The sequence below is a fragment of the Rheinheimera fenheensis genome (genome assembly GCF_039871805.1).
GTDB lineage: Bacteria > Pseudomonadota > Gammaproteobacteria > Enterobacterales > Alteromonadaceae > Alishewanella > Alishewanella fenheensis.
In genome coordinates, this window is sequence record NZ_JBDPJM010000001.1 from 405,704 (window position 1) to 419,203 (window position 13,500).

Genomic DNA, 13,500 nt, shown 5'->3' on the forward strand with positions numbered 1-13,500 from the left:
CGCTTAAAAGGTGTACACCGCGCCAAAGTAGAACTGGCGACCAAAGAACTGGATGGTGCCGGTTTGCGCTTTGTCACCGAAATAACTTTTGGTGGGCTCGTCGGTCAGGTTATTTACCTGGAACAACAGCTTAAAGTTGTCGTTAATGTCGTAAGAGGTTTGCATGTCAATCACAGTTTCGCTGTCGAAGTTAGTGATTTGCTCATCTATACCCACTTGAGACGACACGAAAGGCGAGCGGTAACGGGCACTGACGCGGGCATCAAAACCCTGATAGTTCCAGAATACGGTGCCGGTAAATACATCCTGTGACAGACCTTCAAAAGTGGTTTCGATTGGCTCACCGCCTAAGCTGTTAATCAGGCTGACTTCACTTTCGGTGTAGGAGTAACTGCCCGACACACCCAGGCCAGACCAGATTTCCGGCAGGAAATCGAACACCCGGGTAAAGGCCAGCTCAGCACCGCGGATATAGCCGCCTTCGCCGTTATTTACTGCGGTAGAGAAAGCGCCATTAAAGGTGGTGCGCGGAATACCGTCTTCATCCACAATCACCTCGGGCACATCAAAACCGGCACCGGCAAAATCAAATTCCTGAATGGTAAAATCGTTCACAAAAGACTTAATGTCTTTATAAAACAGTGCAAAGGCTACAGCCCCGGCCGGCACATAGTACTCGTATGATAAGTCGAACTGATTGGCTTCAAACGGTCGCAGGAAGGGGCTGTTGGCACTGGAGCCGCTAATTTCTCCGTCATCACTGATGGTAATAGAGGTATTAGACGCCAAACGGTTAATCGGTGGGCGCGAAATCACTTTTGCCGCAGCGAAGCGGATTTGCGAGTTGTCGGTAATACCAAAGTTCAGGTTTAACTGCGGCAGCACATCGGTGTATTTTTCACCTAAAATTCCCGGCGCATAGCGGGTATTGACCAGGCCGGCATCATCGGTAATGTTTTGCGCGCCGCGCAGCGGATCACCGTTTACATCGGCTAAATCGGTGGCGCTCTGGTCGGTTTGTACCACGCGCACCCCCACGTTACCGGTCAGCGGTATGCCAAACACTTCGCTGTTCAGGTTCGCCATCACATAACCGGCCAGTACATCTTCATATACTTCACCGCTTTGTAATACTGACCAGTTGGTATTAGGACCAGTGGGGTTAAACTGCGACGGCAGAATGTCCGGGTTACCCGTGCCCCAGGTTTGTACTGGCAGCGGAATCCCCTCAGGGAACCAGGCGTTTAGTGCCGCATCCAGATCAATCGCCAGGTAGCTGGGGTAATTGGCAAAATCGCCGCTAAAATTGACCACTTCAACCATATCAGCAGTTAAACGCAGCGGCGGCTGTGAATTTAAGAAGGCACCGTCACTGCCATATTCAAATACAGAACGATCATTTTTATAGGTACGCTCAGAATAGCGCACACCCGCCTCGAGTGACGCGACCACAGGCATATCCAGTAACCAGGTAGCATCCAGCCGATAGGCATTTACCTCATCCTCGTTCACAAAAGGATAGATGCCGTATTTGCTGACCATTACCTTGTCGATATCTGAGAACGCTTCTGCCTGGTTAAACCCTACGCTTGGCAGGTTTAAACCGTTTAACAGATAGGAGATAGACACATTGGTATCCAGTACCGGCACCTCGGCATTGGCATCTTCTGCCACTAAGGCCCACAGCAAGCCGTTACGGAAATCGCTCTTGGCGCTCGAGTGCGACACATCAAAACTCAGATTTACCGTGTCGGTGACATCCCAGTCGGCGTTAATGCCAAAACTGCGTACCTCGTCATAGTCGCGGTTATCATCGTTAACAATTTCAACCCGGGTAAAGCTGCTGCTGGTGCGGTTAAAGGTGCCGCCAATTACTGAGCGACCATTTAGCGCCGGGTTACCCAGCGCTGCCGTAGGGCCGCCAAATTTCACCCGAAAACCACGGGCAAAGGCTTCTTTGTCAAACTTCGATAAAAACGCATCGGCTTTTAACGTAAAGGCATCATGCGGCGTCCACTCCAGTGCAGCCATATAGCCATCACGGGTTTCTTCGCCGCCTTTGTGCTGAATCTCAAAGCCTTCGCTGATAAATTCGTTTACCCCATCATCATTGGTGTCTTTCTGACCGTTGTAAGCCAAACCGACAAACTGCGTGGCCACACTGGGCTGATACAGCCGGGCGTAGCCGGCGGCAAAGCCTAAGGTATCGTTTAAAAACTTGCCCTGATACGACAGGCTAAAACGATGGCCAAAATCGACACCGTCCGGCACTTCGTCAGCGCGGTCGTTGTACATGCCACGGGCATTAACAGTGAAGGTATGCTGCTTTTCGTTACGCAGCGGGCTGGCGGTTTGCAGCTCAACGGTACCGGCGACGCCGCCTTCAATCAGCGAGGCTTTAGGCGACTTATACACCGCGGCAGAATTAATCAGCTCTGACGGGTACTGGTCAAATTCAATATTACGCTTGCCACTGGTCGATACCTGCTCGCGGCCATTGAGGGTAGAAAATACAAAGCCACCCGACATACCGCGAATATTAATTTCGGCCGCCTGGCCACCGGTGCGCACCGCCGATATGCCCGGTAAGCGGGTAAGCGCATCGGCCATTGAGACATCAGGCAGTGCGCCCAAATCATCGGCCGAGATGGTTTCTGATACCGTATCGCCAAAGCGTTTAGCGTCTAACGAGCGGAACAGGCTGCTGGCAAAGCCGCGTACCTGAATTACTTCAACACTGTCCAGCGCCTGCTCGGTGGCGGCACTGTCGTTGCTAGTTTGTTGCGTTGCTGATTGCGGCGTCTGCTCTGTTGTTTGTGCAACAGCAGAACACGCCAGACTACCCACACCTGCCATAGCAAGTGTGAGCAGACTAAGCCTGAACTTATTCATGCCCTGTTTCCCCGTGTGTTTTTTATTATCGGTGCTGCCTTCCATGCCACCAGCATGAACTGCTGCCCGCTGTATGTACTATGTACAGTTTTTAACCGTAATGGGGCAGGCTGCAATATGAATACGTATTCAGCGCGCCAGTTTGGCGCATTTCACCATAAAGCTGTCACAAAGTGGTGCAAGCGCTACCGGACCTGACCAGGCTCTTTTCTACTTAGCAGCTTTGCGGTAAGGTGGATTCAGCTATTTTCACAAGGACAGCATTTGCGTAGCCCAGCCCCGAAACTTGCAGCCGACAGCAGCTTTATGCGTGAACTCAAGCGATTACTAACGCGGTTAAGCGCTGTATCGGATGCCGACAGTTTAGTTAGTTTATTTAGTGACAACCTGCGCTACAGCAGCTTTGCCAGCGGCACTGCCGGCGAGAAGCTGCCCGATGGCCAACTGGCGAAACCTGAGCTGACGGCACAGTTGTGGTTTTTGGCTGAGAAGATGCTCGGGTTAATTGAAGGTAGCACCCCTGTCGATACGCTTGTCCGCTCGGCCAGGCTGTTGGGCTGCCTGCAACTGACCGCACCGGTATCGCCCAGACGCTGGCGTGAACTGCAATTTGGTTACAAACTGCTGTACCGCGCCACCCTTAGCCTGCGCTTGCTGGATCATGCTCTGGCGCATAAGTTGATTACTGAACCTGCCTTGCTGTTGCACTTTGACCAGCGACAACCGCAAAACCCTGATTGCAGCTACCGGTTACAGGTGCAAATGCCGATACTGGTGGCTTTAATGCTGCTTGATGCCGGCCAACTGGACGGTAAAGCCCAGCGCTTGCTTACCGGCTACAGCGGCGAGCTTGATAGCAGCCGTGCGCTGTCTATCGAAGAGCGCGCAGAATATTTACAGCTGATACAAGAAGGTAGCCAGCGCTTAGCACAGCAGGCATTAGTGGTACTGCCGTATCGGGGCAACGACAAACAACAGCGGCAACAGCATCAGCACAGCGAACAGCAGAAACTGGCGCTGGTGCGGCAGTTTCTGCAACAGCAACAACAGCCACTGAGCCTGTTGGGTAACCTGTTGAAAATTCCGCAGGTATACAGCTCCATGGTGTTACCCGGCCGCCAGCGCTATGTGTATGAAGCGCTGCCTAAGGCCAGCTTATTGCTTAAAGACAGCGCACGGCGCGGCCAGCTTCACAGCACCCTGGTAGAGCATTTTTTACAGATCACCGGCGTATTTCCGCAGGGCTTTGGCATTGCTTTTACACCACAGCAGCACGATGGCAGCCAGCAGGAAAAATACGAGCTGGCCATTGTAAACCAGCTGTATCCGCCGAATATTGCCGAGCCGCTATGCCGGGTAGTGAGCCGCAACCTGCAATACCGCCGTGGCGGCCAGAATATCCGCATTAGTATTGCGCATAATTTGTACTTTAAACCTGCACGCGAGCGTTTAGCCACCATCCCAAAACAACGCTTACAGGACATACTGACCCAGCTCAGCGCCGACTGGCAGCCGGGCCAAATACGCAGTTTCATTCCGCGCTGCTGGCACCCGGAGCAGTTTTTTCAGCAGGCCGAGCACCAGAATTTGTGGAATAACGCCGTACTAAAACAGAATTAGCCGGGCCAATTTTGCGTTATCACGCTGACGTAAAATTGAGCGTACAACCGCGAAAAAGCGGTCCGATACCCTGAGCTATCCAAGCATCTTGTTGCCGTAATATCTCAGCTGCAGGTTGCTTGGGGGCGAGGCGCGGAAACACGCCATAACCGGCAAACAGGCAATACCAAGACAAGAGGCCAAATAAGGTTTCACGATTTTGCTGTCGCAGCACCGGCGCCAAGTCCTGTCCATTTAGCCAAGCGTCACGGATCTCAGCCAATGTTAGCGGCATCACATCTGGCTGACGGGCTGCGCGCCAATACTCCGTGTCCTGACGGGTATTAAACAAATAATGCGCCAGAATATAATCCCGAGTGGCTTCAAAACGTTGCCGGATAGAATGATTATATTTATCTTGACGCAACGTGCTCCAATTGCCCGCGTCGTAGTCTTCCAAAAAGGTCTCAACTGCGGTTTGCACCAGATGTAAGGCTGTTGCCTCCAAAGGCTCAATAAAACCTTGCGACAAACCAATCGCCAAACAATTTTTAGCCCAGTGTTGTTTAACCTGGCCCACTCGCATGTTCAGGTGCCGGGCACTGACATCAGTATCCAACAACCCTAATGCGGCTCTTAGCTCGGTCTCTGCCTGATCTTTTGATTTAAAAGCACTGCTGTAAACATAACCATTACCGGTACGGTGCTTCAGGGGTATTTGCCAGGCCCAACCGGCCTGCATTGCACTGGCCAGGGTTTGCGTGGGTAATGGCGATAATGCCTTAGAGGGCAGGGCAACAGCGGCGTCGTTTAACAGCTGTCCACTGAAGGACTCAAACGGAACGTTGAGCGCTTGTTGTAACAACAAGCTGCTAAAACCCGTGCAATCGACAAATAAGTCGGCGGTAAAACTGCGACCGTCGTTGGTTATCAGTTGTTCTATCTCACCGGCAACTGACAACGCGACCCGGTTAATGCTGGCCGTATGGTGCTGCACACCGAGGGCTTTGGCACGCTCACGCAGGTACTTTCCCAGTAATACTGCATCAAAGTGATAGCCATACTCTAACCGAAATGGAAAGTTCGCTGGCGCCACCGGCGTCAGATGCTGTGCAGCAAGATAACCATTAAACAAAAAATGTTCCGGCGCAGTAACCACGGCCAAACCTTGCCGACGCTTTAAACAATTGCTGACAAAGGCGTCCTGACTGTGAACATCCAGCTGTGAGATAAACGGGTGGCTGTAGCTACGCACACCGGTTGCCGGGCTCCAGCTATCAAATTGGATACTGACCTTGTAGGTCGCTTCGCAGGCTGGCATCCAGTCACTTTCGGCAATACCCAGCGTGGAAAAAAAGCGCTTCATTGTTGGTGTCGACCCTTCGCCAACACCAATAATACCAATATCTTCAGACTCAATTAAGGTAATAACTACCGGTTGCTGGCGCCAATGCTGTGCCATTAGTAACGCCGTCATCCAACCGGCTGTTCCCCCGCCGACAATGATAATACGATGCATATTTTGCACAGCGTCACCTGGCATCAATCTGATATCTCCACACAGTTAACCCTGGCAAACCCGCTGCAAAAACGCATCATGCAGCGGCAGTTTTTCTAATGGATCACGCTTTATCGCCAGCATGGTTTGCAGCATTTGTTTTAACTGGGCTTCGGAGTAGCTATTGGCCAGCGGATGATAATCTTTTGGCACTATGCCCTGCCCCAGCATCACCTGCAGCCAGGAGCTCTCCAGAAATAAGTCATTCTGCTCGCGGAACAGGCTGCCATTTTCAGCAAATAGCGCAATTTTTCGCTTCAATGTATCAGGCACCTGCATCTGGCGCAGATCCCGCCAAAACGGGCTGTCAGTACGTTCATTGACATGGTAGTGCAGAATAATAAAATCGCGCACCTGTTCAAATTCAATCTGCGATTGGCGGTTATATTCATTCACCAGCGCCTCGGTGACGCCCTGATGCGGAAACAGTTGCAGCAAACGCACCACCGCCGACTGGATCAAATGGATGCTGGTCGACTCCAACGGCTCTAAAAAGCCGCTGGACAGGCCCACCGACACCACATTGCGGTGCCACTGTTTACGCCGGCGGCCGGTTTTAAACTGAATAAACTTCGGATCCGCCAGCGGTGTAGAGTCCAGATTAGACAGCAGTAAATCGGCCGCCTGCTGCTCGGTATAATGTGCACTGCTGTACACCAGGCCATTGCCGTTACGGTGCTGCAGCGGAATACGCCATTGCCAGCCGGCACTGTGCGCAATTGAGCGGGTGTAAGGCAGTGTCTGCTCAAAGCGCTCAGACGGCACCGCCACGGCTCTGTCGCACGGCAGCCAATGGCTCCAGTCTTCATAACCGGTATTAAGCTTTTGCTGGATCAACAGGCCTCGAAACCCGGAGCAGTCGATAAACAAATCACCGGCTAACACCCGGCCATCCTCCAGCACCAAATGCTGAATGTCGCCATTGCCATGCTGGGTCACACTGCTGACTTTACCTTCGTGGCGCATTACGCCCATTTGCTCGCTGAATTTACGCAAAAAGCGCGCGTAAAGGCCGGCATCAAAGTGGTAGGCGTAGGGCAGCTCCAGCACCGGGTCTTTACTGTTTATCGGCGCAAACTTACCCGCTTCGGCGCACAAATAGTTTAAATCGTACTGCCATAAAGAGGTGGTATCGCCCAGCTGCTGGGCGCGGCGCCACAAATGGTGAAAATGACAAAATGCCAGGCTTTTACCCGGTGCACCAAAGGTATGAAAATAGCCCTCGCCCGGCACACGCCAGTTTTCAAACTTTATTGCCAGCTTAATTGTCGCTTTAGTTTCACGTAAGAATTCGGCTTCATTAATGCCCAGCACATTATTTAATAAGCGGATGGGCGGAATAGTGGCTTCACCTACGCCGACGGTGCCAATATCTTCAGACTCGACAAGGTCGATATCGACCACCGGGCCTAATACTTTTTTTAGTAAAGCCGCCGCTATCCAACCGGATGTGCCGCCGCCTAACACTACAACCTTGCGAACGCCTTGCATTGTTGCCCCTTAAATACAAAACAGCCCAACCAGGCTAAGCTTGGTCGGGCTGTTGTTAACGGTTAAGCCGTAACGGGGTTACCGCTTAATTGCCACGTGGGCGGCCAAACTTAGAACTTATAGTTCAAGCCTAACATATAGTTACGGCCATAGCTCTGATAGGTAATGATCTGACGGCTATCAGCGCCATTGGTCGTGACATCTTTTTCATCAGTCAGGTTTTGCGCCTGCAGCGTGACGCGTAAACCTTTCAGCGCTTCTATACCCGACTCGCTAAAGTCGTAGCCAATCTGCGCATCCCATAGCTCACTGCCAAGGCGGGTAACCGGAGTCAAGGCTAAGCTTAGACCACGTTCTTCCGTCTGGAACTCATCACGCTTGGTGCCTGAAATACGGAATTCAAAGCCTTTGTACTCATAGTAAGCTGTCAGGGTATAAATTTCTTCTGACAAACCCGGTACCCGGCCACCATCATCCAGTTTACCGTCCATAAAGGTGGCGCTGGCAACAAGACCAAAACCATCTAAGGCTTCATGGAAGATATCAAACGGCACACTGGCCTGGAACTCGTAACCACGTACAAAACCTTGTAAGCCATCCTGACGCACATCTAAACGGCCAAGGAAAGTCGCTGGCGGCTGGTTACCTGTCGCGTCTGTTGACTGATGGAAACCTGGGATATAGTTAGCCGAAAAATCATTTATCAGTGTGATGTTACGGTGCCAATTCTTCAGATCTTTAAAGAAGAAGCTGGCCGCAAAGAAACCATTATCGTGGTAGTAATTTTCGTATGACAAATCGAACTGGTCAGCTTCCAGTGGTTTCAGCTCGGTGTTGCCACCGTTGCCACCCCAGGCGCTGTTCAGCGGATTATCATCCAGAATATTATTGTCGTTAAAGGCAAAGGTGACCTGCGAGTTAGGACGCATATCGTCCATCCGTGGCCGGCTCATCACTTTTGACAAACTGGTGCGGACATACTGACGATCGGCCACTTCAAAGCTCAGGTTCAAGCTTGGCAACACGTCGGTATAGTCTGTGCCAGCTGATACCGGAACAATTTCGGTGAAGCGATCAGCGTTGGTAGTAGTACTAAAACCGTCACCACTCTGATCGGCACGCACAATTTGCACACCCAGATTACCGGTTACCGCAATATCACCAATTTCGGTGCTGATATCCAGCATACCGTACAGCGTAGTTAACTTTTCGTCGATTTTGTAGGTGTCACCAAAACGGCCGTTTTCCAGCAGAGCAGCATTGGTTTCGGTATAAAAACCGCTGCGGTACAAGCCTAGGCTGTCGTACGCCAGCACACCGTTAATACCGATAAAGCTTAAATCCGCCACGCCCAGTACAGCTGGAATAGCACCATCATTTGGCCAGGTATTAGCAGTTAAAAAAGCACCATTATTAATTTTGGTTTTTGAGCGCTCTTTGTAGACTACGCCCAATTCCAACTCATTAAAAATACCCCACTCGACATAGCCGTTGGCTTGTAAGCGCACACTGTCCAACGTTTCTTCAAACTCAGGATTGTTTACAAAGCCATCTTGTGCTGTATCCGGGCCGAAGCCAGGCACCCCCTGGAATTGCTGAATAGGTGCCAGTGAGCCACCCCAGGCTTGCGGGCCTGCTAAGCGGATTAAGCTTGGGTCGGTCAAATCAACCGGTGCAATCGTTGGGTGATCAGAGTAGAAGGCGCCACTGGACGTCATTACCCAAGAGCGTGCAGTGATTGGACGGTCAGCAGAGTTAGCTCGACCTACACCAGAATAACTTTCGATATCGGTAATCGACTTGGTGACTTTACCGCTGGAAACATCCAGTTGACCTGTCCAGTTATCACTGATTTGGTATTCCAGGTTTAAGCCAAAGGTTTTTAGCTCTGCATCTTGCTCACGTACGTCGTTACGCACTACCGAGTAGAAGCCGTCGTAAAACCCTGATGTGACTAAACCATTTTCTACGCCGGTGATGGTATAAGCACCGGTACCCCACTCAGCACCACCTTCTTCCAAACCACGGCGGGCATCCTGCTCGTTAAAGTCGATATAAAGTGCGTCAAAAGTCGCTTTTAATTTATCGTTTACCGCGTATTCCAGCACCAACGCAACGGAGTCACGCTCTAACATGGCCGAACGGGTAAAGGAGTCATGACCACCGAGAATCACAGTACCTTCAGGCACTGTTACCCCATCAGCCGCACGCTCTGCATTCGCTCCTGCATAACCCCAACCGCGGAACTGCTGCTCCTGGCGAGGCGTTTCCAATGTTGCTACTACCAGTGCCACGCCCAGCTTGTCATCGAGGAACTTGTCGACATAGTTAAACGATAAGCGATGGCCCTTGTTATCAAAGTCTGGGTTGCCGGAGTCTTGGTCGTTCTTCTCGTAGCTGCCGTTAAAGGCAATGGTGCGTTCTGCTGAAAGTGGTTTTACGGTTTGTAAATCAACGGTACCACCAATACCTTGCGCCATTAGGCTGGCGTCGGGGGTTTTATACACTAAGGCGGTAGAAACAATCTCAGACGGGTATAAGTCGTATTCAACACCACGGTTATCACCCATACCTAACAGCTCACGGCCGTTTAATGAGGTGCCAACGTAGTTTTCGTTAAAGCCGCGCACCGACAACCCGCTGGTGCGGCCGTTACGGCGTTCACCGGCCAAGCCTGGCAAACGGGCTAATGACTCGGCCACGCTGGTATCAGGCAGTTTACCGATATCTTCAGCCGACAGTACTTCAACGATTGAGTTTTCACTCATTTTAATCGCTTGGGCGCGTTGTAAGCTGCCGCGATAGCCTGTTACTGAAATTACTTCAATCTGCTCATCGGCTTTGGCTTGCTCGTCAGCTTGCGTCGCTGTTTGCGCATAGGCCATTGAGCCTGAGCCAGCTGCAGCTAACGCCAGTGTCAGCATACTGAATTTAAATTTAGTCATGTCCTTCATCCCCGGTGTGTTGTTTGTGTCGCCTGCTGCCGTAAGCGCAGCCATGCAGTGCAACCAGACTTTTGTCTAAGGCTATTTATTAAACTTATTAGGTCAACAGCTCAATATGAATACGTATTCATAATTACTAATTTGCCCAAAACTGGGGCGGCAATGTAAATACCTGCACCAGCTGGGTGCACCGCGTCATATCAGGGTTTTGCTTTGTTTCGCGGCGTCACTTTAATGCTAGGTATAGCAGATTTACGCCGCTTTACCCTTATCAGATGAGGGGGAAATTTTATTGCATACGTATGCAGCAGGTTTAATAAATCGAGCAGGCTGATTTATGCTTGCACCGTTTAATGGCAGAACCAAGCAAACCTGTGGACTTGCTGTGCTGCCAACTGGGAGCACTCTATGACACCTTATAGCCATCAGCCAGCACCGGTTGCCGCAGTAAGCAGCCAGACAACGCTGACAGAACAACTATTCGCTAAACTGCGCCGGTATATCACGCAGCAACTGCCGCAAGCGCCAAGGCTTTGCCAGGCGGCCAGCGCCCTGCATGTTAGCAGTCGCACGCTGCAGCGTTTACTACAGCAGCACAACAGCAGTTTTCGCCAGCTGGTGTGTCAGTGCCGCCATCAACTGGCACAGCAATATTTACAGCAAAGTGAGCTGAGTTTGCAGCAAATTGCTTTTCAGCTTGGCTTTGAAGAGCAAAGCAGTTTTCAAAAAGCTTTTAAATGCTGGCAGGGTTGCTCACCCGGCGCCTTTCGGCAACGCAAGCTGTGTAGCGCAGCACGAACTCAATATCCAACGGCGCAAAGCGCGCGGTTACAGGTGAATTATGCAATTAATTAAGCAGCTCGCTGCATTGGCGGGGCTACAGGACAGCTATGTTCACGCGCAAGGCCACACTGAGGTGGTCAGCCTGGACAAGCAACAGGCTATTTTGCAGGCGATGGGCTTTGATTTAACCAGCGATAACAGCATCCGCCAGCACATTAGCGATTTAACCGAGCAGCCCTGGCTGGAAGTGTTAGCTCCCGTTACCGTGTGCCAACAGGGCCAGCCGGTACAAATACGGCTGCAGCAGTTGCAACAGCATGCCCTCAGCGACTGGCAGTGGCAGATTACCACGGAAGATCAGCAGCAATTTAGCGGCCAGTTAAGCCTGGCAGCCAGTAATATTAGCCAGCGCCAGCAGACGACGCAGGGCGAAGTGCTGGTAGCCGAGCTAACGCTGGACGTGGCGCTACCACTGGGCTACCACCAACTGACGTTAACCGGCGGCGCCAGCCAATATCAGCAGCAGTTAATTATTACGCCGCAGCGCTGTTTTCAGCTGCACGATAAAGCCGTGCTACATAAAACCTTCGGCCCGGCCTTACAGTTATATGCGGTAAAATCAGCGCGTAACTGGGGTATTGGCGACTTTATCGACTTGCAGCAGATGATAGCGCCGCTTGCGGCACAAGGCGTCGACTTTATTGGCTTAAACCCACTGCATGCGCTGTACCCAGAGTTACCGCAAGATTGCAGCCCTTACAGCCCGAATAGCCGGCTGTGGCTAAACACCCAATATGTCGCGCTGGAGCACACTGAAGAGTTTAAACAGTGCGCCGCGGCGCAGGCAGAAGTCGACAGCACCGCGTTTCAGCAGCGTTTAGCCAGCCTGCGCGCCACTACCGATGTTGATTACCCTGGCGTAGCAGCAGCGAAAAAACATATCGCTACTCTATTGTTTCAGCAGTTTAAACAGCAGCATCTCGCCAAAAACACCACCCGGGCCCAGCAATTTCATGCCTTTGTTGAGCAAGGTGGCTTAAGCCTGACGCAATTAGCTATTCATCAGGTGTTACAAGGCAAGCTGTTTGCAAAAGACTGGGGCATGGCGGCCTGGCAGAATTTCCCTGACGCCATGCGCAGCCCCAACAGCAGCGCGGTGGCAGAGTTTGCCCGCGAGCACGCCGATGAAGTGCAGCTGCAACTGTACCTGCAGTGGCAGGCGCAACTGCAATTAAGTGAAGTTAAGCGCTTATGCCAGCAACACGGTATGGCCATTGGCCTGTACTGTGATGTGGCGGTAGGCACCAGCCGCAGCAGTGCTGAAAGCTGGGGCGCGCCCGAAGACTATTACATGGACTTAAGCGTCGGCGCACCGGCTGATATTATGGCGCCCAAAGGCCAGAACTGGGGCTTACTGGCGTTTAACCCGCATACGCTGCGACAAAAGGCCTACAAACCTTTTATTGAGTTAATTCAGGCCAATATGCGCTATGCCGGCGCGTTACGCTTAGACCATGTAATGGCGCTGCTGCGCTTATGGTGTTGTCCGCTGGGCAGCGATGCCACAGCCGGTGCTTACCTGCGTTTTCCGGCAGCCGATTTATTCGCCATACTGGCGCTGGAAAGTCAGCGCAACAGCTGTGTGGTAATAGGCGAAGACTTGGGCACAGTGCCGGTTGAGATCAGCCATTTAATGGCGCAGTACCAGGTATTGTCATACCGGGTATTTATGCTGGAGCAAAAAGCCGGTAGTTACGACCATGCCGCGCAAACCTACCCGGAGCTGGCCTTGGCCACCGTCACCACGCACGATATGCCCACGCTGGTCGGTTACTGGCAGGAGCATGATTTAGCGCTGCGCCATCAGCTGGATCTGTTCCCTAATGCCCAGGTAGCCGACAGCCTGCACCAGCTACGTGCAGATGAAAAACAGCTGATGCGCCAGCGCCTGCAATTACCCGAAGGTGATTACAGCCAGGCCGATTATGCTCAGCTTATCCGCGCCAGCCATTTATTTACCGCACGCCAACCGGCTAAACTACTGGCGTTTCAGCTGGAAGACTTGTTGCTGATGGCCACGCCGGTCAATATTCCCGGCACCAGCACTGAGTACCCGAACTGGCGGCGTAAGCTGGTTGAGAATATCGACCAGATCCTGCAGCGTGAGGATGTACGCCAGCTAATCGCCGAGATAAAAGCGGCCCGGCAATAACGCAGCGTCTGCATAAAAAA

At 51.9% G+C, this 13,500-nt stretch carries 7 protein-coding genes; 3 read left to right on the forward strand and 4 right to left on the reverse strand.

What is annotated here, in order from left to right:
• Positions 1–3: 3 nt before the first annotated feature.
• Complete coding sequence (locus ABGI61_RS01680; RefSeq protein WP_347595892.1) at positions 4–2,892, reverse strand: TonB-dependent receptor; 2,889 nt, start codon at positions 2,890–2,892, stop codon at positions 4–6.
• A 264-nt stretch (positions 2,893–3,156) separates the two neighbouring features.
• On the opposite strand from ABGI61_RS01680, the gene ABGI61_RS01685 reads away from it, so the two are divergent.
• Positions 3,157–4,512, forward strand: a complete 1,356-nt coding sequence (locus ABGI61_RS01685) for a hypothetical protein (protein ID WP_347595895.1) — start codon at positions 3,157–3,159, stop codon at positions 4,510–4,512.
• A 19-nt stretch (positions 4,513–4,531) separates the two neighbouring features.
• On the opposite strand, the gene ABGI61_RS01690 is transcribed toward ABGI61_RS01685, so the two are convergent.
• The 3 genes from ABGI61_RS01690 to ABGI61_RS01700 all read right to left on the reverse strand — a co-directional run bounded on the left by ABGI61_RS01690 (position 4,532) and on the right by ABGI61_RS01700 (position 10,485).
• Positions 4,532–6,010, reverse strand: a complete 1,479-nt coding sequence (locus ABGI61_RS01690) for a tryptophan halogenase family protein (RefSeq protein WP_347596643.1) — start codon at positions 6,008–6,010, stop codon at positions 4,532–4,534.
• Positions 6,011–6,055: 45 nt separating this feature from the next.
• Complete coding sequence (locus ABGI61_RS01695; RefSeq protein ID WP_347595898.1) at positions 6,056–7,540, reverse strand: tryptophan halogenase family protein; 1,485 nt, start codon at positions 7,538–7,540, stop codon at positions 6,056–6,058.
• Between the two features lie 110 nt (positions 7,541–7,650).
• Positions 7,651–10,485 (reverse strand): TonB-dependent receptor, encoded by a 2,835-nt coding sequence (locus ABGI61_RS01700; RefSeq protein WP_347595901.1) that lies wholly within the window; start codon positions 10,483–10,485, stop codon positions 7,651–7,653.
• Positions 10,486–10,893: 408 nt separating this feature from the next.
• Here ABGI61_RS01700 and ABGI61_RS01705 point away from each other — a divergent pair, with 408 nt between their 5' ends.
• Positions 10,894–11,340 carry a helix-turn-helix transcriptional regulator gene (locus ABGI61_RS01705; RefSeq protein WP_347595904.1) on the forward strand — a complete coding sequence of 149 codons (447 nt, stop codon included), beginning with the start codon at positions 10,894–10,896 and terminating at the stop codon, positions 11,338–11,340.
• Positions 11,327–13,480, forward strand: coding sequence for a 4-alpha-glucanotransferase (gene malQ, locus ABGI61_RS01710; protein ID WP_347595907.1), 2,154 nt, complete (start codon positions 11,327–11,329; stop codon positions 13,478–13,480). Before ABGI61_RS01705 ends, malQ begins: the two co-directional genes overlap by 14 nt.
• Positions 13,481–13,500 lie beyond the last annotated feature (20 nt).